This window comes from Pararhizobium polonicum (genome assembly GCF_001687365.1).
Taxonomy (GTDB): Bacteria; Pseudomonadota; Alphaproteobacteria; order Rhizobiales; family Rhizobiaceae; genus Pararhizobium; species Pararhizobium polonicum.
The window spans coordinates 217,212-238,182 of the sequence record NZ_LGLV01000011.1; the positions used below are offsets into that span (position 1 = coordinate 217,212).

At 61.4% G+C, this 20,971-nt stretch carries 22 protein-coding genes, 1 tRNA gene and 1 pseudogene; 9 read left to right on the forward strand and 15 right to left on the reverse strand.

All coding sequences use genetic code 11. From position 1 onward, the window contains the following. Window positions 1-17 precede the first annotated feature (17 nt). The 4 genes from ADU59_RS18450 (at window position 18) to tgt (ending at window position 3,446) form a co-directional block, all read left to right on the forward strand. Window positions 18-587 (forward strand): peptidylprolyl isomerase, encoded by a 570-nt coding sequence (locus ADU59_RS18450; RefSeq protein WP_068955604.1) that lies wholly within the window; start codon window positions 18-20, stop codon window positions 585-587. 45 nt (window positions 588-632) lie between these two features. Further along, window positions 633-1,142, forward strand: a complete 510-nt coding sequence (locus ADU59_RS18455) for a peptidylprolyl isomerase (protein WP_068955605.1) — start codon at window positions 633-635, stop codon at window positions 1,140-1,142. A gap of 76 nt (window positions 1,143-1,218) precedes the next feature. Further along, window positions 1,219-2,319 (forward strand): tRNA preQ1(34) S-adenosylmethionine ribosyltransferase-isomerase QueA, encoded by a 1,101-nt coding sequence (gene queA / locus ADU59_RS18460; protein WP_068955606.1) that lies wholly within the window; start codon window positions 1,219-1,221, stop codon window positions 2,317-2,319. Beyond that, window positions 2,316-3,446, forward strand: coding sequence for a tRNA guanosine(34) transglycosylase Tgt (gene tgt / locus ADU59_RS18465; RefSeq protein ID WP_068955607.1), 1,131 nt, complete (start codon window positions 2,316-2,318; stop codon window positions 3,444-3,446). Before queA ends, tgt begins: the two co-directional genes overlap by 4 nt. 12 nt (window positions 3,447-3,458) lie before the next feature. Here the strand turns inward: tgt and ADU59_RS18470 are convergent, their stop codons facing one another. Further along, window positions 3,459-3,884 carry a DUF4864 domain-containing protein gene (locus ADU59_RS18470; protein ID WP_099050868.1) on the reverse strand — a complete coding sequence of 142 codons (426 nt, stop codon included), beginning with the start codon at window positions 3,882-3,884 and terminating at the stop codon, window positions 3,459-3,461. A gap of 199 nt (window positions 3,885-4,083) precedes the next feature. After that, the gene (locus ADU59_RS18475) at window positions 4,084-5,370 is read right to left on the reverse strand and encodes an NAD(P)/FAD-dependent oxidoreductase (RefSeq protein ID WP_068955608.1); all 1,287 of its coding nucleotides are present in this window, start codon (window positions 5,368-5,370) and stop codon (window positions 4,084-4,086) included. A gap of 286 nt (window positions 5,371-5,656) precedes the next feature. Between ADU59_RS18475 and ADU59_RS18480 the strand changes: the two genes are divergently transcribed. Beyond that, window positions 5,657-6,601 carry a phosphoribosylaminoimidazolesuccinocarboxamide synthase gene (locus ADU59_RS18480; protein WP_099050875.1) on the forward strand — a complete coding sequence of 315 codons (945 nt, stop codon included), beginning with the start codon at window positions 5,657-5,659 and terminating at the stop codon, window positions 6,599-6,601. Here ADU59_RS18480 and ADU59_RS18485 read toward each other — a convergent pair. Genes ADU59_RS18485 through metG form a run of 3 tightly spaced genes read right to left on the reverse strand, consistent with a single transcriptional unit; the run spans window position 6,594 to window position 9,752 of the window. Beyond that, window positions 6,594-7,409 carry an MBL fold metallo-hydrolase gene (locus ADU59_RS18485; protein WP_068955610.1) on the reverse strand — a complete coding sequence of 272 codons (816 nt, stop codon included), beginning with the start codon at window positions 7,407-7,409 and terminating at the stop codon, window positions 6,594-6,596. The genes ADU59_RS18480 and ADU59_RS18485 overlap by 8 nt on opposite strands. A 1-nt stretch (window position 7,410) precedes the next feature. After that, a complete protein-coding gene (locus tag ADU59_RS18490) occupies window positions 7,411-8,190 on the reverse strand; it encodes a TatD family hydrolase (RefSeq protein ID WP_068955611.1) in 780 nt (259 codons plus the stop codon). Between the two features lie 11 nt (window positions 8,191-8,201). Continuing rightward, entirely contained in the window at window positions 8,202-9,752 is a 1,551-nt protein-coding gene (metG, locus tag ADU59_RS18495; protein ID WP_068955612.1) for a methionine--tRNA ligase, read from the reverse strand. A gap of 216 nt (window positions 9,753-9,968) precedes the next feature. Between metG and ADU59_RS18500 the strand changes: the two genes are divergently transcribed. Further along, the gene (locus tag ADU59_RS18500) at window positions 9,969-10,286 is read left to right on the forward strand and encodes a nucleoside triphosphate pyrophosphohydrolase family protein (RefSeq protein WP_068955613.1); all 318 of its coding nucleotides are present in this window, start codon (window positions 9,969-9,971) and stop codon (window positions 10,284-10,286) included. Here ADU59_RS18500 and ADU59_RS18505 read toward each other — a convergent pair. The 4 genes from ADU59_RS18505 to ADU59_RS18520 form a co-directional block, all read right to left on the reverse strand. Then, window positions 10,258-11,301: a DNA polymerase III subunit delta' gene (locus tag ADU59_RS18505; protein ID WP_068955614.1), complete on the reverse strand. Its 1,044-nt coding sequence runs from the start codon at window positions 11,299-11,301 to the stop codon at window positions 10,258-10,260. The two genes, ADU59_RS18500 and ADU59_RS18505, sit on opposite strands and share 29 nt — an antisense overlap. After that, the gene (tmk, locus tag ADU59_RS18510) at window positions 11,298-11,996 is read right to left on the reverse strand and encodes a dTMP kinase (RefSeq protein ID WP_083198330.1); all 699 of its coding nucleotides are present in this window, start codon (window positions 11,994-11,996) and stop codon (window positions 11,298-11,300) included. The genes ADU59_RS18505 and tmk overlap by 4 nt, the downstream gene beginning before the upstream one ends. 168 nt (window positions 11,997-12,164) lie before the next feature. After that, window positions 12,165-13,319, reverse strand: coding sequence for a D-alanyl-D-alanine carboxypeptidase family protein (locus ADU59_RS18515; RefSeq protein WP_068955615.1), 1,155 nt, complete (start codon window positions 13,317-13,319; stop codon window positions 12,165-12,167). Between the two features lie 67 nt (window positions 13,320-13,386). After that, window positions 13,387-14,418: a septal ring lytic transglycosylase RlpA family protein gene (locus ADU59_RS18520; protein WP_068955616.1), complete on the reverse strand. Its 1,032-nt coding sequence runs from the start codon at window positions 14,416-14,418 to the stop codon at window positions 13,387-13,389. Between the two features lie 424 nt (window positions 14,419-14,842). Between ADU59_RS18520 and ADU59_RS18525 the strand changes: the two genes are divergently transcribed. Next, window positions 14,843-14,932 (forward strand) — tRNA-Ser (locus tag ADU59_RS18525). A gap of 40 nt (window positions 14,933-14,972) precedes the next feature. Here ADU59_RS18525 and ADU59_RS18530 read toward each other — a convergent pair. From ADU59_RS18530 to ADU59_RS18545, 4 genes are all read right to left on the reverse strand, one after another. Continuing rightward, the gene (locus ADU59_RS18530) at window positions 14,973-15,266 is read right to left on the reverse strand and encodes a putative quinol monooxygenase (RefSeq protein ID WP_244506460.1); all 294 of its coding nucleotides are present in this window, start codon (window positions 15,264-15,266) and stop codon (window positions 14,973-14,975) included. A 75-nt stretch (window positions 15,267-15,341) separates the two neighbouring features. Beyond that, the gene (locus ADU59_RS18535) at window positions 15,342-15,938 is read right to left on the reverse strand and encodes a cysteine hydrolase family protein (protein WP_068955618.1); all 597 of its coding nucleotides are present in this window, start codon (window positions 15,936-15,938) and stop codon (window positions 15,342-15,344) included. Window positions 15,939-15,964: 26 nt separating this feature from the next. Further along, a complete protein-coding gene (locus ADU59_RS18540) occupies window positions 15,965-16,639 on the reverse strand; it encodes a glutathione S-transferase family protein (RefSeq protein ID WP_068955619.1) in 675 nt (224 codons plus the stop codon). Between the two features lie 29 nt (window positions 16,640-16,668). Further along, a complete protein-coding gene (locus ADU59_RS18545) occupies window positions 16,669-17,427 on the reverse strand; it encodes an SDR family NAD(P)-dependent oxidoreductase (RefSeq protein ID WP_068955620.1) in 759 nt (252 codons plus the stop codon). A 172-nt stretch (window positions 17,428-17,599) separates the two neighbouring features. Between ADU59_RS18545 and ADU59_RS18550 the strand changes: the two genes are divergently transcribed. Then, window positions 17,600-18,499, forward strand: a complete 900-nt coding sequence (locus ADU59_RS18550) for an AraC family transcriptional regulator (protein ID WP_068955621.1) — start codon at window positions 17,600-17,602, stop codon at window positions 18,497-18,499. Between the two features lie 110 nt (window positions 18,500-18,609). On the opposite strand, the pseudogene ADU59_RS18555 reads toward ADU59_RS18550, so the two are convergent. Beyond that, a pseudogene (locus ADU59_RS18555) lies at window positions 18,610-18,905 on the reverse strand (thioredoxin domain-containing protein); the annotation flags it as partial. Window positions 18,906-18,998: 93 nt separating this feature from the next. Further along, window positions 18,999-19,673: a glutathione S-transferase gene (locus ADU59_RS18560; RefSeq protein ID WP_244506461.1), complete on the reverse strand. Its 675-nt coding sequence runs from the start codon at window positions 19,671-19,673 to the stop codon at window positions 18,999-19,001. A 56-nt stretch (window positions 19,674-19,729) separates the two neighbouring features. Here ADU59_RS18560 and ftrA point away from each other — a divergent pair, with 56 nt between their 5' ends. After that, window positions 19,730-20,713, forward strand: coding sequence for a transcriptional regulator FtrA (gene ftrA / locus ADU59_RS18565; protein ID WP_068955623.1), 984 nt, complete (start codon window positions 19,730-19,732; stop codon window positions 20,711-20,713). Window positions 20,714-20,971 lie beyond the last annotated feature (258 nt).

A 20,971-nucleotide genomic window follows, 5' to 3' on the forward strand; every position in this document is an offset into this window, starting at 1 on the left:
TCTTCACGGGAGCTATCATGAAAATCCTCCAACTCGCTTTCGCAGGCGCCGTTGTCCTCGCATCCCTGACCGGCAATGCCTTTGCCCAGGCCAAGGAATACATCACCATCACGCTGAAGGACGGACCTGTCGTCATCGAGCTTCTGCCGGATGTGGCGCCGAAGCATGTTGCGCGCATCAAGGAACTGGCGGAAGCCGGCGAATACAACAATGTCGCCTTCCACCGCGTCATCCCGGGCTTCATGGCCCAGACCGGCGACGTCCAGTACGGCAATATGGAAAAGGACTTCAAGCCGGAGATGGCCGGCATGGGCGGCTCGTCCAAGCCGAATGTCGAAGCTGAATTCTCCAAGGTTCCGTTTGCGCGTGGCACGGTCGGCATGGCCCGCAGCCAGGATCCGAACTCTGCCAATTCGCAGTTCTTCATCATGTTCGCGCCCGGCGATTTCCTCAACGGCCAGTACACCGTCGTCGGCCAGGTTGTCGAAGGCATGGAGAATGTCGACAAGATCAAGAAGGGCGATGAAGCCAACAACGGTTCCGTCACCGATCCCGACCGCATGATCAGCGTCAAGGTCGGCAAGTAACAACCGCTTTAAACACGCACGTTATAAAACAAGAAGGAGAAAGCCATGGCCGAGATCAAGGATCCGGAAAACACCATCATCATGGAAACCACCAAGGGGCAGGTCGTCATCCAGCTTCTGCCGGACCTGGCGCCGGGCCATGTTGCCCGCATCAAGGAACTGTGCGCCGAAGGTGCCTATGACGGCGTCGTGTTCCACCGCGTTATCGATGACTTCATGGCGCAGACCGGCGACGTGCAGTTCGGCAAGACGGGCGGCAAGGACTTCAACCCGGCCCGCGCCGGCATGGGCGGCTCTTCCAAGCCGGACCTCAAGGCTGAATTCTCCAATGTCAGCCATGTGCGCGGCACGTGCTCCATGGCCCGCAGCCAGATGCCGAACTCGGCCAATTCGCAGTTCTTCATCTGCTTCACCGACAGCCCGTGGCTGAACAAGCAGTATTCCGTCTGGGGCCAGGTCATCTCCGGCATGGACAATGTCGACAAGATCAAGAAGGGCGAGCCCGTCAAGGATCCCGACAGCATCGTTTCGATGAAACTTGCCGCCAACGCCTAATTCAGGCTATTGCCAAAACCCGTCCCGCTGCCTTGAAGGGCGCCGGGGCGGGTTTGCCGTTTAAAGAAGATTTCTGATGCGCGTCGATCTGTTCGATTTCGATCTCCCCGAGGACAATATCGCGCTGCGGCCAGCCAGCCCGCGCGACAGCGCACGTCTGCTTGTCGTCCAGCCACAGTCGGACGAGCCGCTGTCGGATCATGGCGTCATGGACCTGCCGTCTTTCCTGCGTCCCGGCGACGCGCTTGTTTTCAACGACACGAAGGTCATTCCCGCCCAGCTCGAGGGCCTGCGCAGACGCGGTGAGGACGTGGTGACCGAGGTGTCGCTGACGCTGCACATGCGTACCGCGCCCGACCGCTGGAAGGCGTTTGCACGCCCGGCCAAACGCCTGAAGCCCGGCGACCGTATCGAATTCGGCCACGGCTCGAACACCTGCCTGATGGGCTCTCTCGATGCGACGGTCGAGGAGAAGGGCGAGGCGGGCGAGGTGACCTTGCGCTTTGATCTCTCCGGCCCGGCGCTGGACGAGGCGATCCTTGCTGTCGGCCATATCCCGCTGCCGCCCTATATCGCTTCCAAGCGGCCGGAGGACGAGAAGGACCGCACCGACTACCAGACGGTTTACGCCCGCGAACAGGGTGCCGTGGCGGCGCCTACCGCGGGCCTGCATTTTACCGATCGTCTCTTCGCGGCCCTGGATGCGCTTGGCGTCGAGCGCCATTTCGTTACCCTGCATGTCGGTGCGGGCACGTTCCTGCCGATGAAGGTGGATGATACCGACGACCATGTCATGCATCAGGAGATCGGCCATGTCAGCGCCGAGGCTGCCGAGCGGCTGAACGCGGTGAGGGCGAGGGGCGGGCGCATCGTCTGTGTCGGCACCACCTCGCTGCGGCTGATCGAGAGCGCTGCCGAGGAGAATGGCGATATCCGTCCCTGGTCCGGACCGACCGGCATCTTCATCACGCCGGGCTATCGTTTCCGCGCCGTCGATATGCTGATGACCAATTTTCACCTGCCGAAGTCGACGCTGTTCATGCTCGTCTCGGCCTTCAGCGGCATGGAGACGATGCGGCGCGCTTACGCGCATGCGATCGAAACCGGCTACCGCTTCTATTCCTACGGCGATTCCAGCCTGCTGTTCCGGGACGCCCCCATGAGCGAGACATTATGACCGAGACGTTTCAGTTCAACATTCAGGCAACCGACGGCAAGGCGCGCCGGGGCACGGTATCGATGCCGCGCGGAGAGATCCGCACGCCGGCCTTCATGCCGGTCGGAACCGTCGGCACGGTCAAGGCGATGTATCTCGATCAGGTGCGAGACCTCGGCGCCGACATCATCCTCGGCAATACCTATCACCTGATGCTGCGTCCCGGCCCGGAGCGTGTCGCACGGCTGGGCGGCCTGCACGAACTGATCCGCTGGCCCTATCCGATCCTCACCGACAGCGGCGGCTTTCAGGTCATGTCGCTGGCCGGCCTGCGCAAGCTCGATGAGAAGGGCGTGACCTTCAAGAGCCATGTCGACGGCGCCTTGCATCACATGTCGCCGGAGCGCTCCATCGAAATCCAGGGCATGCTCGACAGCGATATCCAGATGCAGCTCGACGAATGTGTAAGACTTCCGGCGGAAGCCACTGATATTGAACGCGCAATGGAGATGTCACTGCGCTGGGCCGATCGCTGCAAGACGGCTTTCGGCGATCAGCCGGGCAAAGCCATGTTCGGTATCGTCCAGGGCGGCGACGTTCCGGCGTTGCGTGTCCGCTCCGCACAGGCATTGTCGTCGCTTGACCTCAAGGGCTATGCCATCGGCGGCCTCGCTGTCGGCGAGCCGCAGGCGGTGATGCTTGATATGCTCGACATCACGTGCCCGGAATTGCCCGTCGAAAAGCCGCGCTACCTGATGGGCGTCGGCACGCCGGACGATATCCTGAAATCCGTGGCGCGCGGCATCGACATGTTCGATTGCGTCATGCCGACCCGGGCGGGCCGTCACGGTCTTGCCTTCACCCGGCGCGGCCGTGTCAACCTACGCAATGCCCGCCATGCCGAGGATACCCGCCCGCTGGACGATCAGTCGTCATGCCCGGCCGCCCGCGACTACTCGCGCGCCTATCTGCATCATCTCGTCCGCGCGGACGAGAGCCTGGGGGGCATGCTGCTGACCTGGAACAATCTCGCCTATTATCAGGACCTGATGGCCGGCATCCGCAAGGCGATCGAAGAGGGCCGCTACGCTGCCTTCATGGAGGAGACCCAGGAGATGTGGCGTCAGGGCGACCTGGCGCCGCTGTGAGCGGGTTTCCGATCAGATTTCAGGGCCGGGGGCCTGCTGCAGCATCTGCACACCGTTGATCTTGTAGGAGCCGTCCGGCTGCTTGACGAGGAAATACAGCGCCGTCCAGTCCTTGCCATCCGGCCCCGAGATCAACACTTCCTGCACCACCGTGCCGCCGTCGACCTTGCTGCGCCCGAAGGCGAAATTGCCGGGCCGGTAGACCGGCGTGTAACTGCGTTTGACCATGTCGAAGAAGATGCTTTTGTCGGGAAACTTGCCCTTGATCTGCGGCGAGGCAAAGGAATAGGCGGTCTCCGCGTCGTCGTTGAGAAACGCCTCGATCTGGTTCTGGATGATCGTTTGCGCCGTATCCACCGGTTCTGCTGCAAACAGCTGGTGCGTGGGAAATATCAACAGTGCAATAATGCATGCGCAGGCTCTCAGCGTCCGGATCATTGGCCCCGTCTCCTTGCTGACAATCAGGATGGATCAGATACGTCGACCGAATGCAGATGGTTTCGCGGCAGGTTTTTCAGCTTTTGATGTGAATTTATAATTACACATATATTTCAGCGTATTGATTGATCTTCTTAAACTGAAAAATAATTTACGAATTGTTCGATGTGTCTAATTTACGCGCGGACGCGCGCCAGGTTCAGATACCCAGCCGGTCTTTCATCCGCCCCCAGAGCATGGCGGAATGCACGCCGACGGGCCAGAACGCATGGAAGCGCATCGGCTTGATGCCGGTCACAGGCAGGTCGATCCGGGCGGATTGTCCATCCACCAGACGCCCGGCCAGCTGCTTGCCCATGGTGGTCGCCAGCGCCACGCCACGGCCATTGCAGCCCAGATAGATCAATGCGTCGTCACTGGGCGCGTGCAGATGGGGCAGGTGGTCCGGCGTGATCGCCAGCTGGCCATTCCAGGCGTGCGTCCAGCGGATTCCCTTCAAGGACGGCCAGAGACTTTCGGCATAGCGCTTCAGATAATCGAGCGGGGCCGTCTGCGCGCCAAGCGCCCGCTGCGGCCCACGTCCGCCCATCAGCAGCCGGTTCTGTTTGTCGAGACGATAGTAGACGGTGATATGTCCGCTTTCGTAGAGCACCGGACGATGCGGCAGAATCTGCGCCGCCAGCTCGTCGGGCAGGGGGTCGGTTGCGACGATGGAGCTATAGACAGGAACCAGAGATTGCCTCAAGTGAGGCCACAGCCCATCGGCATAGGCATTTGTAACAACAAGCAATTTATCCGCTCTGACTGTTGCCCTCTCCATGCGCAAGAACCACTTTCCCGATTGCTTTCGGGCAGACAGAACGCGGCTGTCGCCATGGATCGCTGCGCCGGCTTTCTGCGCTGCGGCAGTCAGGCCGCGCGCATAGTTCAGCGGATGCAGATCGCCGCCGCGCGGATCAAGCAAGGCTGCCGGATAACGGCCGGTGCCTGTCGCCATATGCGTTTCCTTCATATCGAGGAGCCGCGTCGGCATGCCATGCGCTGCGCATTGGGCTGCGGTGGCGCTGACGGCATTGACGGTCAGCGCGTTCGTTGCCGCGCGCAGCGTGCCGGTCTGGCGCGCATCGCAATCGATCTCCAGCCGGCGAATGAGATCGAAGGTGAAATCCGGCGCACCCCAGGCCATGCCGATCATGCGGCGGCCGAGATCGTCTCCGAACCGCGCAAGCAGCTCATCGGGATTGAATTTGAGCCCGGGATTGACCTGGCCGCCATTGCGCCCTGACGCTCCCCATCCGGGCTCGTTGGCTTCCAGCACGCAGACATCGACGCCCATCTCAGCCAGATGCAAAGCGGCGGACAGTCCGGCAAAACCGGCGCCAACGATCGCCACCGATACCGTCCGGTCGCCGTCAAGCGGTGGAGCCGGTGGCGCGGCAATCGCGGTTTCTGCATAGAGGCTGGCGGGCAAGGGGGCTGCGGGCATGCTGTGCCTTCATCGGTATCGATACCGCATTCTGCACGGCGGATGTTATTTGAGAAGGAGAAAGCAGCGATCCGGTCAACGAATCCATTGGCATGTCGCACTTGGAAATAGAATGTACCCCGGTTACAGACATTGATCACATAAGATAGATTATGGAACAATCCGATATGCAAACAACGCCTGAAACCCCATATCGATCCGCTCTCGCGCTTGACCTGCGCTATGCCCCGGGCTTAATCCGATGCCAGTTTAAACCGTCAGCGAAAGACCGGACCCGATGAGCGATTTGCGCCTTCTTTCAGATGCTTTCATTCCCGAATTGCCGGGCCGTTACAATGGCAAGGTTCGCGAGAACTACGATCTGCCGGATGGCAACCGGATCATCATCGCCACGGACCGGCTGAGCGCCTTTGACGTCATCCTGACTGCGATCCCGTTCAAGGGCCAGGTGCTGACGCAGACGGCCCGATACTGGTTCGAGGAAACGGCCGATATCTGCCCGAACCACGTGGTTTCCTATCCCGATCCCAACGTCGTCATCGGAACGCGGCTCGACATCCTGCCGGTGGAAGTCGTCGTGCGCGGTTATCTCGCCGGCACGACCAGCACGTCGATCCTGACCAAATACCGGAATGGCGAACGCGCCATGTACGGCATCACCTTGCCGGACGGCCTGAAAGACAACGAGAAGCTTCCCGAGCCGATCATCACGCCAACCAGCAAGGCCTTCGACGGCGGCCATGACGAGCCGCTCTCGGCCGACGAGATACTCTCTCAAAAACTTCTGACGCCGGAACAATGGGAAACGGTATCCCGCTATGCTCTGGCGCTGTTCGCACGCGGCCAGCAGCGCGCCGCCGAACGCGGCCTGATTCTCGTCGATACCAAATACGAATTCGGCACCGACAAGGACGGTCGCATCGTGCTGGCCGACGAGATCCACACGCCGGACAGCAGCCGTTACTGGATCGCAGAGAGCTACGAGAAAAGCTTTGCCTCCGGCGCACGGCCAAAAAGCTTCGACAAGGATTTTGTCCGCGCCTGGGTGAGCGAGCGCTGCGATCCCTACAAGGACCCGATCCCGGAAATTCCGGCTGAACTCGTCGAGCAGACCTCGAAGGTCTATATCGAGGCCTTCGAGACGATTACCGGCAAGCGTTTTGTCGCCGATCTGTCCGGTGCCACCGTTCTCGATCGTATTCGGGGCAATCTGCGGCCCTATTTCAGCTGATCTCGAATTCCAGCCGCATGCCGTCATAGGCCGGCTGGATATGATCCGGCGTCTCGCGCATGACCGTGTCATAGTCGAGCGGCACATGCATATGCGTCAGCACCGCGCGCCTGGGCGAAAGGCGCGCGATCCAGCCGAGCGATTGCTCCATCGAGAGATGGCTCGGATGGAACGTGTATTGCAGCGTGTCGATGACCAGCATGTCCAGGCCCATCAGCTTGCCGACGGTCTCGTCCGGAAAATCGCTGACATCGCTGCAATAGGCAAAATCGCCGATGCGGAATCCCATCGACATGATGCTGCCGTGGCGCTGAAGCAGCGGCTGGAACGGGATCGTGCCGCCGGCGCCGGTGATGCCGATCGGCGCAAGCGACGGGTCGATGATTTTGGGCTCGACGATCGGCGGATAGCTGCTGCCTGCCGGCGTCTCCATGCAATAGCCAAACCCTTCCCGGATGCGCTCCATCGTCAGGGCATCGGCCCAGATCGGCGTGCGCTTGCCGCTGTAATGGACGTATCCGCGCAGGTCGTCGATGCCGTGGATATGATCGGCATGCGGATGCGAATAGAAGACGGCGTCGATGTTCTGGACTTTGGCGGCGATCATCTGCTCGCGAAAATCCGGTCCGGTATCGATGACCACGGTTGTCGTGCCGCCGTCGGCGCCGATCTGCTGGATCAGCAACGCGGCGCGGCTACGGCGGTTTTTCGGATTGTTCGGGTCGCAGGCGCCCCAGTCGCCATTGATGCGCGGCACGCCCGGAGACGAGCCGCAGCCGAGAATGGTGAAGACCCGCCTCACCGCCATCTCAGAGTCTCGGCATTTTAGAAAAGACGCGGAAAGCATTGTCGGTGGTGATCGCCGCAATCTCGTCCGTCGAAACCCCGATCGTCTCGGCCAGAACCTGCGCCGTGTGCGCCACATAAGCGGGCTCGTTGCGCTTGCCCCGGAACGGCTTTGGCGCCAGGTACGGCGCATCCGTTTCGACGATCATCCGCTCATGCGGAACCGTCTTGGCGATATCGCGCAATTCTGCCGATTTCGGAAAGGTCAGGATGCCGGAAAAGGAAATGTAACCGCCGAGCGCGACGCCGACTTTTGCCAGCTCCGGACCGGATGAAAAGCAATGCAGCAGGAAAGGGAAGGCCCCCTTCCCTGTTTCCTCGGTCAGGATATCGGCCATGTCCTCGTCGGCCGAACGGCTGTGGATCACCAGCGGCAACTGTGTTTCGCGCGCAGCCGCGATATGACGGCGCAGCCCGATTGCCTGTGCATCGCGCGGCGCGTTGTCGTAGAAATAATCGAGCCCGGCTTCGCCGATGGCGACCACCTTCGGATGCGCCGACAGGCGCACCAGATCGGCGGTCTCGATATCCAGCTCCTCGTCGGCATTGTGCGGATGCGTGCCGACCGAACAGAACACGTTGGCATAGGTTTCTGCAATGGCAAGGATCGTGTCGAATTTCTTCACGCGCGTCGAGATGGTGATCATCTGGCCGACGCCGGCCAGCCGGGCGCGCTCAATGATCGCGTCGCGCTCGGCGTCGAAATCCGGAAAATCCAGATGGCAATGGGTATCGATCAGCATCCCGTTGTCCTTTAAGCTTCCGGCGCGACGTAGCGCGGGAAGACCGGCTTGGGCGCTTCCAGCGCCGTTCCGGCAACCAGACGTCCGGCTTCGCCGAGCGAGGCGAAATCGCGCTTGTCAGCCGGAATGGCCACGAGGTCGAGCAGCTTGCCAGCCGATTCCGGCATGAACGGCTGCAGCAGAATGGCAATCTGGCGCACCACATCGGCCGTGACATACAGCACGGTCGCCATACGCGCCGGATCGGTCTTCTTCAGCGCCCAGGGCTCCTGACCGGCAAAATAGCGGTCGGCTTCGGACACGACGGCGATGATGGCGGTCAGCGCCCGGTGGATCATCAGCGCGTTCATGTCATCGCGCGTCGAGGCATGCAGCGCATCGGCAGCCGCCAGCATTGCCTTGTCCTCATCGGTCAGAGGGCCGCATTCGGGGATCTGCCCGTCGCAGTTCTTGACGATCATCGACAGCGAGCGGCTGGCAAGGTTGCCGATGCCGTTGGCGAGGTCGGAGTTGATGCGGGTCGCAATCCCTTCCTCGCTGTAGCTGCCGTCCTGGCCGAAGGAGACTTCGCGCAGGAAGAAATAGCGGATCGGATCGAGACCGAAATGCTCGACCAGATTGAAGGGATCGACGACGTTGCCGAGCGACTTCGACATCTTCTCGCCCTTGTTGAGCAGGAAGCCGTGCGCAAACACCTTTTTCGGCAGCGGCAGGCCGGCCGACATCAGGAAGGCGGGCCAGTAGACCGCGTGGAAGCGGATGATGTCCTTGCCGATCATGTGGATATTGGCAGGCCAGAATTTCGCCCGCGGGCCATTTGGATCGGTCAGATAGCCGGTCGCGGTGATGTAGTTGGTCAGCGCATCGACCCAGACATACATGACATGGCCGGGATCGTTGGGAACCGGAATGCCCCAGTCGAAGGTCGTGCGCGACATCGAGAGGTCCTTGAGGCCGGATTTCACGAAGGAGATCACCTCGTTGCGGCGCTCGGCCGGACCGATGAAGTCCGGATTGTCCTCATAGTGCTTCAGGAGCCTGTCCTGATAGGCCGACAGCTTGAAGAAGTAGCTCGCCTCTTCCACCCATTCGACCGGCGAGCCTTGAGGTCCATAGCGCACGCCATCGGCGCGTAGCTCGGTCTCGCCTTCCTGATAGTAGGCCTCGTCGCGCACGGAGTACCAGCCGGAATAGCTGTCCTTGTAGAGGTCGCCCGCGTCGCCCATCCGGTTCCAGATGACCTTCACTGCCTCATGGTGGCGCGCTTCCGTCGTGCGGATGAAATCGTCGTTGGAGGCATTGAGCAGAACGGCCATCTTCTGGAATTCTGCCGAGTTGCGGTCGGCCAGTTCCTGCGGAGAAATGCCCTCCTTGCGGGCCGTCTGCTGCATCTTCTGGCCGTGTTCGTCGGTCCCCGTCAGAAACAGGACCTCGCGCCCCTCCAGCCGCTGGTAGCGCGCCATCGCATCGGTCGCAATCAGCTCGTAGGCATGGCCGATATGCGGCTTGCCGTTCGGATAGGAGATCGCGGTGGTGATGTAAAACGGAGACGTATCGGTCATGATCGGGTTTCGGCCTATATTGATCTTTTGCGGTCTGATCTTTTTGGTGTCTGGCTATTAGCGCATCCGATGGCGGGATGAAACAGTGTGCCCTCAAGAAAAGCGGCCGCATTCGGCAAACGGCCCGTCCTGGATGGAGCCTGCACAACACCCGAGCCTCTTGACAAAGAGTGCTACGGGCAGGAACATTAAGTGAACGAAATAAGGATTCCAACCATGCTGAAACAGCTCGGCGAGGCATTCTCCCGCGCATCCACGGCCTATGCCGAAACGCACCGGATCGAGCGCGACAGGGATTGGTTTGTCCTCAAGATGCATGAGGAGCTGGGCGAACTCACCCAGATCTGGAACAAGCTGACCGGCCGTGGCCGCCTCAAAGGACAGTCGCAGGCGGACCTGCATCACCTGCTTTCCGACGAAACGGCCGATCTGCTCGGCCATGTCCTGCTCTTTGCCGAACAGAACGATATCGATCTTGCGGCTGCGATCGAGCGCAAGTGGAAATTCAGGCCATCGATCGGGACGCCGCTCTGAGGTCGTCGAGAATCATCAGGACCGTCTGCTTGCGATCGAGATTATAGCCTTGCGCCACGGAAATACGCTCGGTGACGCCGCTTGAAAGACGTGCAAACCTGTCGGCCCGGTCGATCTCGCCGGTGCGCGCGGCTTTGCGGGCCTCGTCCATCACGTAGCCCGTAACGAGTGCGACGAAGAATTCGAAGATGGTTTCGCTGTCTTTCCCCGCCAGAACCTCGGCGAGCTTGTGCATGTCCTTGCGGATACCCGGTTCCTGTCCGGAGAGAATCGCCTCGAAGGCGGTCATGATGTCGAGACCGCCATAATTGATCAGCTTCAATGCTTCCGAAACGCTGCCATCCGCCGACGCCAGCACTTTCTGTGTCTGGGGGCCGGACAGGTCGAAGCCGAGATGGGTCATGGCGTCCCGGAGTGCGCCCGGTGCCAGCGGCTTCAATTGCAGCGGCAGGCAGCGCGAGCGGATGGTCGGCAGGAGCTTGCCCGGCGCATGGGTCAATACCAGGAACAACGAGCGCTTCGGCGGTTCTTCCAGGATCTTCAGGATCGCGTTGGCGGCGTTGCGGTTGAGATCGTCGGCCGGGTCGACGATGACGATGCGCCAGTTGCCGGTCCCGGATGTCTGCGAAAAGAATTTCCCCGCCCGGCGCACCTCGTCGACGGTGATCGCGCTCTTGACCTTGCCGGTCTTCTCATCGACCGGCCGCGTCAGGTGCAGCAGGTTGTGGGAAGCGCCCGAGGCGATCTGCCGGCTGACGATCGAATTTGGATCGGGATCGGCGATCTCTTCCGGTGCCTGCGCCGGATCTGGGTGCGACAGCACATGATTGGCAAAACGGAAGGCGAGCGTCGCCTTGCCGATGCCGGCCGGTCCCTCGATGAGGATGGCATGATGCCCCTTCCCCGAGCGGTAGCTCTGCGCCAGAAAATGTTCGGCCTCGGCATGGCCGAAGAGGCGCGTGTTTTCAGCCGGCGAGATGGCGCCTTCCAGAACGTCGAACCGGTCGGTGCTCATCGTGTCGCTTCCGTGTCCGGCCCGCCCGCCAGTTCGGGCAACAGCGGCTCGACGATCGCCAGCACGGCTGCCGCGATGTCGCTTGCCGCTGCCGTCGCATCGACCACATGGCAGCGCCCGGGATTGGTCGCGGCAATATCGAGAAAGGCCTCGCGGCGCTTTTCGTGGGTTTCGAGCTCTTCCTTTTCGAACCGGTCGAGCTCGGCCTCCTGGCCCTCCGGAAGTTCAATGGCGCTTGCCCGCCGCCGGACCCGCTCCAGCCCGACCGACGCGGGCAGATCGAAGACGATCGTGCAATCGGGAATGACGCCGTTGACCGCAACCCGCTCCAGCGCCTCGATGAAGGGCACTTCCAGATTGCCGGTAACGCCCTGGTAGACGCGCGACGAGTCCATGAACCGGTCACAGATGACGACCGCACCTTTGAGAAGTGCCGGCCGGATGACCTCCTCGACATGATCGCTGCGGGCTGCGGCAAACAGGATTGCCTCCATGCGCACGCCGAAATCCTGAGCAGCACCCGAGAGCAGCACATGCCGCACTGCCTCGGCCCCCGGCGAGCCGCCGGGCTCACGGGTCGTCAGAACCGTGCGTCCGCGTTCCCGCAAGGCATCGGCGAGCAGGCGAATCTGGGTGGACTTCCCTGCCCCCTCGCCGCCTTCGAATGTAACAAACACGCCTTTTCCGACTGACACTCTTGTTTCCCGTCCGCCTATTTTCCGTATGCCCTGCCGTTTGCAAGGCACGTGACGCTCACCGCCGCCGTGCGCTGCACGCCCGCGTTTTTGCGAGCGTTGTCACGTAACCTGATGTTTGTTTAACCGATTGTGTTCGGCCGCGAAACCGCTGGCGATGCCATTTCGTCAAAGCCAGAAGAACAGCAGCTCCTGCAGCGCGTCGAGCGCCCGGCTTGTCAACGAGCCCTCTCCGACCGCGGCGGCTGTTTCGACCGGAATTTCGCGTAAAAGCCGGTTGCCGCTCCATATTGTCAGCGTACCCGCCTTCACACCTGCCTCCACCGGCATCGCCAGCGGCCAGCGATAAACCACCCTGGCGGACAGCCGGTCCGGATTGTTGACAGGCACGAGAACATCGACCGCCTCACGGGTGACCAGCGGCACATGCGAAGCGGCTCCGCCATAGACGCTGGCCTCGCCGACGGTATCGCCGGCCTCAAACAGCCGCTTTCGTTCAAAGGCCGTCATCGACCAGTCGAGTATCTTGCGCGTCTCCTCGATGCGCTCCTTGTCGCTGGCAAGGCCGCCGAGCGCCAGGAAAACCCGCCGGCCGTCCCTCTGCATGGTGGTGACGATGGAATAGCCGAACCCTTCCGCAAATCCCGTCGCAAAGCCATCGACGCCGATATTGGCCGATATCAGCGGAATGCGGTTTCTCTGGCGGATTTTGTTCCACTCGAATTCGGCTTGCGAATAATACCGGAAGAGATCGGGGTAACTCGTCTGGATATGCCGGGCGAGCAAAGCCATGTCGCGCATCGTGACGCTATTTGCCGGATCAGGCAGGCCGGTAGCATTGTGAAAGACCGAGGCGGAAAGCCCGAGTTCACGGGCCCGGTCCGTCATCCGCTTGGCAAAGGCCTCCTCGCTGCCGGTCATGCCTTCGGCCAGAATGATGCAGGCATCGTTGGCGAGCAGCACGGTGACGCCCTGGATGAGATCGGCAACAGGGACGCGCGATTTCAAAGCCGCAAACATCGTCGATGTTCCCGACGGGGCACCGCCGGTGCGCCAGGCATGTTCCGAAACGGGAAATTGCGTGTCGAGCGTCAGCTCGTTCCTGCCGATCGCATCGAACACGACTTCCATGGTCATCAGCTTGGCCAGCGATGCCGGCGGCACAGGCGCGTTTTCATCCTTGGAAAACAGAACCGTACCGGTGCCGGCGTCGATCAGGTAGGCCTGCTTCGCTTTGGTTTCAAAGGCTTGCGCCCGCGCCGCCAAGGGGGCGCAGGCGAGCAAAACAAGGGAGATGAAAACCGAGACCAGTCGTGTATGCATTCCAAACTCCGGTGACGTCTTCGGCAATAGCAGCCGGTCTACCGGGGATCAATCGCTAAGGCTGGGATTAGCGCACGGCATTCTGGCGTTTGGCATAGGCGACGATGGAATTTGGCGTCAGCGGGTTCTGGTCGACGAGGATGGCATCGAAGGCCGTCTTGGAATCGCTTACCCGCGCTTCGACATAGGCCGCCGCATAGGCCATATTGCCGTCCGGCCGTGGAATATATTCGGGCCGCTCCTTCGGCAAGGGACCGATTTCCGGAAGCATGGCGAACGTCTCGAGCGCAGCAGACGCGGCGGACGGCTTTGCGGTTTCCGCAAGGGCGGTGACCGGAACACCCGTTTCCATATTCGACTTCGCCGGAATGGTCAGCGTGCCGAGATTGCCCGCCTGCTTGCGCAGGGGCTCGTTCGAGGCGACCATCACACCCGTTGCGATCTGGCCTTCGGGGAAGGCATTCGGGCTGCGATCGCCTTTCTTGACATAGGAGGCCATCAGATAGGGCATGTCATTGCCCTCCAGCGGCGCCTTGCCGATATACTGGACGCGAACCTGGGCGCTGCCCTTGCGCTTCATGTCGAGGAAATCGGCTGTCTTGGAGGAGACGTCGATGATACGGCCATATTCGTAAGGCCCGCGGTCATTGACGCGCACCACCACCGAAGAGCCGTTTTCAAGATTGGTGACGCGGGCATAGCTCGGCAGCGGGAATGTCGGATGCGCCGCGGACAGGTGATAACTGTCGTAGACTTCGCCGTTCGCCGTCAGGCGGCCGTGGAACGCCGAACCGTACCAGGACGACATGCCGGTCTTGTTGTAGCCGAACTCTTCCTTCGGCTGATACCACTTGCCCTTGACCTGATAGGCCTTGCCGACCTGATAGCGGCCACCGCCCTTGGGGATGTTCTTGCCATCGGCAACGCGCGGGCTGGCCTTCACGCCATAGATCGACTCGGCGAAATATTCCTTGCTGCGCGGCTTGTCCTTCTTGATGCTGGCCGTCGAGCCGCATGCGGTCAGCGCGGCGCAGACCATGGGTATGGCGGCAACACGCAATCCCTTGAAGAGAAAAGCCGCAGTCTGATTGGATATCATGAGCCCCACATCGCCATTCGTAAAAGCCGTACTCGGTACCCTCTCGCGCTTGCCCCCGCGAAAGAACCGGCGTCACGAAACGTAACAGTCGATTAATCATGACAACAACGTGGCGAAATTGCGAATGGTTAACCGTGCCGGAATGAAACAATTGGCGTTATGGTTTATGAATGGTTAATTGTCGGGCGCGGGCGTTGCTTGGCGGATAGCAAGCTCTTCTGCTCGAAACCTGTCGATGCCGGCCCAAAGGCACACATCGCTGCACCGGTATTTGCGCAGACCTGATGCATTGGCGCAAGCGCCGTGGAACCAGTTGACGTTCCCGATCCGCAGGCTATAAAGCGTGCCGTGACAAGCTGGTATCAGAGGTTCGCAGGGAAATCACTCCCCTGCCGAAACGATACAATGTAAAAGTCCGTCACAGGGAAGAGTGTCCGAGTGGTTTAAGGAACCGGTCTTGAAAACCGGCGTGCGGGAGACCGTACCGTGGGTTCGAATCCCACCTCTTCCGCCAGCCCTGCCGATTGCCCTCCATAGCCCGATATTGCCGCCGATCACCGTGCGCCGTAGCGTACCGCCGTGAACACGTGCATGACAGTTGGTGCGGCGAGGAATCGCGCGGTCAGCGGTCGATTGGCCGCCATGTGCGACGATGTCCGGTGCGCCGCGAGTGCGGCCTCGTCCTCGTCGATTTCGATCCGCGTATAGCTGTCGGCAAGAGTGCGCGACTTGAACAATTCGTACAGGCTGTTACCCGGTTCATTGGCGCGCACTCCCGCGGCCTGAACGGCGAAGGCGCGTTCGAATGCGTCGGCGTTACCCGGCGCGCTTGTGGGTTCGACCATCATCCCAATCATCGTATCGCCTCGCATCTACGGCCGACGGCAGCCCGGCCCTATAACCGGGCCGGGTCCAGCGGTGGATTACGCCTGCGCCAGAAACTCCTGGGTGGTGATGGCGTTAGCGTAAAAGGGTGCGATCTCGGCCACGAAGTCGTTCTGCTGCTTGCGGGTATAGCCGGCTGAGGCGTCGTAGATGACGTTGGTGTGGTAGCCAAGGTCGTGCGCGTTGCGCATCGAAGACTCGACGCACTGGCGCAGTGAAAACCCCGATAGGTAGATCTCATCGATGCGGTTGTTGCGCAGGTAGCCGTCGAGCGTGGTTCCGACGAAGACGCTGCTGCCGCCGGCGCGCTCGCGAACGACATGCTCGCCCGCCGCCGGCTCGAAGCCGGGGAAGAAATCGGCCTGCTCGCCCAGGAACGCGCCATGGTCGCGCGTGATCTTGCGCAGGCCGTACTTGGCCTCGCCCAGCACCTTGAAGGTCGGCTCGAACTTCAGTGCTGCATGGATCACGTGCAGGCCGCGACGGCGGGCCTCTTCGAGGATGATCTTCGAATTGGCGATAGCGGTGTCGACCTGCTCCCGGTCCTGAAACACCGGATAAATGCCGCCGGTCGGGGAAAGCCAGTCGTTGACATATTCAATCAGGATCAGCGCGGTCTTGGATGGGGCGGTCATGATATCACTCCTTGGAATTCTGGTTGCTAAGCCGCGATCATCGCGCCTTGCTGGCGCAGGTGGTCGCGAAACAGGTCGGGATAGGTGCCGATCACGGCGTTCTTGACGCTGGATCGCTCGGCAAGCGCCACGCGCCACGCCGTCACCCGTGGCAGGCCAGCAAAGATCGGGTCCGCCACTTGCCGATCGATGATCCCGAAATAGCGGAACAGCGGTGCGTAGACCGCATCGACCAGACCAAAGTCCGCCCCGGCGAAATACGGGCCGTCGCCCAGTTCGGCCTCGATCTTGCTCAGCCGATCACGGAAGGCGGCCCGCTTGGCGTCAGCGGTCGCCATGTCCTTGGCGTGGAGGAACTGCCAGCCCTCCGTAAAGGTCTGGGTGGCGAATTCGATCCAGGCGCGATGCCGTGCACGCAGCAATGCATCGTCGGGGTACATCGCCGCGCCACCCTGCGTCTCGTTCAGATATTCGCAGATCACCACGCTTTCGAAGAGGATCGCATCCTCCCCGTGCGGCTGGCGTACCTTCAGCACCGGCACCTTGCCGGTCGGCGACAGCGCCAGGAACCAGTCGGGCTTGGCCGAGAGATCGACGTTGACCCGGTCGAACGCCACCCCCTTTTCGAGAAGGACGATCGCGGCACGCTGGACGAAGGGGCATAGCGGGTGGCTGACGAGAGTGAGGTTTTGCTCGGTCATGACGGTGTCTCGATGTGCTGGAACAGAGATCAGAGCGACTGGCCGCCCGACACGTCGAACGTCGTGCCATTGGCCCAGCCGAAATCGTCTGACAGGATGGCTGCGACCGCGCCGCCGATGTCGTCGGGCTGACCGACGCGGCCGAGCGCGATCTTGCTCGCGACGAAGGCATGAGCCTGTTCGTTATCGCGGACCCTGCCACCGCCGAAATCGGTGGCGATGGCACCGGGCGCGATGGCGTTGACGCGAATCTGCCGCGCGCCGAGTTCCAGCGCCATGAACCGGGTCAGCGTCTCGAGCCCCGCCTTGGCTGCCGCATAAAGACCGAAGGTGGCCATTGACGTGCGCGTGAAGCCCGTAGAGACGTTGAGGATGCGTCCGCCATCAGCGATGATCGGTAGCAATGCCTGCGTCAGGAACACCGGTCCGCGCAGGTGCATGTCGATCATCATATCGAACTGTTCCTCGCTTGCGTCAGCGACCTGCACGTGGACGACCGCACCGGCGTTGTTGACCAGATAGTCGAACCGGTCGCTGCCGAAGCGGCTCCGAAGCGTCTCGGCGAAGGATGCGGCGAAGGCCGGGAAGCTTGCTACCTTGGTGACGTCGAGCGCGAGCATCGCCGCTGTGCCGCCGAGCGCCTCGATCTCGCTTACCAGCGTCTGGGCTTCCGCGGCACCCTGGCGATAGGTGCCGACGATGCCGACGCCGCGACGGGCGAGATGCAGCGCCATACTGCGACCGAGGCCGCGGCTGGCGCCGGTAATGAGTGCGATCTTCTGAGACATGGCTACATTCCTTGTGTTTCTGATTGTCGGATGGCACGCCGCTGGGGCGCCGCATTCGCTGCCAGTCAGATAGGCGATTGGTGTGTCCGACACCCCGCCTAATGCTCTCAATTATTTGCCTGATTGTCTCAAGCGCTTTGCAGATGGGAGAAATGGTGTCATAGTCTTTGCCATGACCGACACCTTACAGCCGCATCGCGATATCGCGCTCCGCCACGGGCGGACCGGAATGACCCTCACACCGATCCCCCGCCTGGAAATCGGCGTAGGACAAACGACCTCGGGAACGTCACCGTGTCTCTACCGCTCGATGATCTGCTTTATTCTGCAGGGATCGAAAGAGGTGGTCATTCACGACGACCTCCTGCGCTACGACGCGTCCCAATATCTGGTCAGCGCACTCGATCTGCCTTTGAGCGGCCAGATCCATGATGCTGACGACGGCAGTCCTTATGTGGCGATTTCGTTGGTCCTCGATCCGGCACTCCTCGCCGAGGTCGCATCGACGATGCCGGCGGTGCGCGACTCGGACGCGCCAGGCAGCGGCATCGCGATCAACCCGATGACTCCGCCGCTGCGCGACACGCTGCTGCGACTGCTGGCGTTGCTCGACACGCCTGTGGACATCCCGGCGCTCGCGCCGATGGCCGAACGCGAATTGCTTTATCGTCTCCTGCAGGGCCCGCAGGGGCGACTGTTGCGCCACATCGCCCGCCCGGAAGGCGCGATCGGCGGCATTCGTCGTGCAGTCGAATGGATCCGCGACCGCGGCAATAGGCGGCTGCGGATCGAGGCTCTATGCGAAGCCGCCGGCATGAGCCGAGCGAGTCTGCATCGCCACTTTCTCGCGCTGACGGGATTGAGCCCGATCCAGTATCAGAAGCAGATACGCCTTCAGGAGGCGCGCCAGTTGCTGCTCGCCGGCGACCATAGTGCCTCCGACGTCGCCTATGCGGTCGGCTATGAAAGCGCCTCTCAGTTCAGCCGCGAATATCTGCGGCAGTTCGGGGCTCCGCCCGTCCGCGACGTTCGCAGGCTCAGGCAGTCGATCGACAATCAAATGATCAATTAGGCGGCCGTCAGCTCCGATGTTGTTGGCTCCAGAATGTTCAACGGAGCCGGCGGTCATCGCGAAATGGCGAGCCGTGGCGCGGGACTCCCAGGTCACCATCCTCTCGGGGCAGCGGGAGGCGCAACGTCATTCCCCTGCCAAGATAACTGCGGTCGGGCGGACACATCCCGACCTGCGCCCCGGCAGGCGTCACCGACGGGGTAGAAGCGCCCAAACTTTCGGCCGAGATATTGAAGGATCGCTCCAGATCGAAGATCAACAGCGGCTCGCCGTCTGGCCCATCGGGGTCGACAAGCGCCAGGATGCGATTGTTCGGCAAGATCGTCAGAAAGGCAGGCTCGAATTGCTCGCCTTTGATGAGGTCGACGAAATTCACATGATAGGGCACATCCAGCTTTTCCAGCATGATGGTGGTCTTCCACCCGTTGGGCGTCGGCCAATAGTATAGTATTGTTGAATGATGCGGTCATCGGCATGTTCGATCCACTACTTGCGGTCATCAGCTGAAGGGGAAGGCGCCAAACGCCTCGGTCGCCTCCGCGCGGGAAGAAAGCGCTGCAAGCGCCGGGTGGGCCTCGGCGATGATGACGTCCGGGAGCATCTCGCGCGAGAATCGGAAAGCGACGGCGCTGGTGATGTCGGCCTGGACAGGTCTGTCACCGAACAGCCAGGGATCAGCCTGCCGCACCTCATCTTCAAGCAGTCGATAGGCCGCGACCACCTGAAGTTGAACCCGGTCGAGCCAAGGCTGATGCTGCCGTTCCGTCGGACGAAGGTTGTGCTCGTAAACGATCTGAACCGTCTTCTCGCTGGCTGCAAGCGCGAGGCCGATGATCCTCTGGGCGCGGACATGAGCATCAAAACCGGCCGGCGTGAGCTTGAGGTCGAAGGCGGCCAAACGCTCCCCCAGTTCGAGGATCAGACCAGAATCCATCAAGACGGTTCCATCGTCCGTGACCAGCGTCGGCGCCTTCACCACCGGATTGATCGCAAAGAACGTATCGAACGCCGAGAAGACCGATAGAGGCTGATGCTCGAAGACGATGTTCTGAAGATGAAAAGACACAGCCACTCGCCGCACATAGGGGGAATCCAGCATTCCGATCAATTTCATTGGTCTTGCTCCATTTTCTTGGTTGATCGCGGGGATCACCGATCCGCTTTTGCCGATCACGCTAACGATTACACATCGCATTGCCAGTGGCCTGATTTGCCACTATCGTAAGGATCATGCCAATCGGTCCAAATCCCCTCGTCGTCATCCTCGCCTATGACCAGCTCTGCACATTCGAGTTCGGCTGCGCCTTCGAGGTGTTCGGCCTGTCCCGGCCAGAAATGGGATCGGACTGGTATCGTTGCCTGACCGCGGCGACTGAACCCGAACCGATCCGGGGTACGGGTGGCTTGCGCCTCGAAGCCGACGGCGGACTGGAATTGCTCGATGCAGCACACACCATCATCATTCCTGGTTGGCGGGGACCGAACGCCGCGGCTTCGGCGACGCTGCTCGACGCCCTACGACGAGCCAATGCAGCCGGAACGCGGATTGTGTCGATCTGCGGCGGGGCTTTCGTGCTCGCGCAGGCAGGCCTGCTTGCAGGCAGGCGCGTGACGACGCACTGGCACCATCTCGACACACTCGCGGCGCGCCATCCGGAGATCGTGGTGGAAAGACAGGCGCTCTATGTCGACGAAGAGGATATCCTGACGTCGGCTGGGAGCGCGGCTGGCCTAGACCTTTGCATTCACATCGTCAGAAAGGACTTCGGCGCGAAGGCCGCCAACAGCGTGGCGCGCAGGCTGGTCGTGGCTGCGCATCGGGACGGTGGCCAATCGCAATTCATCGAGCGCTCTCTTCCGCCACCCTCCGGTGTGCGCCTTTCCGATCTACTCGAAACCGTCCAGAGGCGGATTGGCGAAAGATGGACTGTCGAGCGCATGGCTGCGGAAGCCCATGTCAGCGTCCGCAGCATTCACCGGCACATTTGTGAAGCGACCGGATTGGCGCCGGGCGAGTGGCTTCAGCGGCAACGCATCGCCTTCGCGCGCGACCTGCTGGAGGAAACGGCTTTGTCCGTGGACGACATCGCCGCACGTTCAGGCTTTGGCACGGGCACAAACTTCCGCCAGCATTTCCGCGCCGCCACCGGACTGCCGCCGACGATCTACCGGACCCGGTTTCACAACGATGTTTCCGGGACGACCGCGTCGTAACTACGCGATAGCCTTCAGACCTCAGCTACGTCCTGATTGCCACCAAACCGATTTGCGCTATCGCCGCTTTTGTCCGCTTGCGACGCAAACCGGAGGCAAAGGCTGAGCAACCAACCTGCCGAGCAAGAGCTGTGTCACACAATCGGCGGCGTTAGAGTGCTATAAGGGCACTCGATGGAAAGCTGGTCGTTGTGTGGAATGAATAGCCTGGAGAGGTCAGCAAGCTGCCGCCTGCCCCGCTGCTCAAGTTTCCGTAGG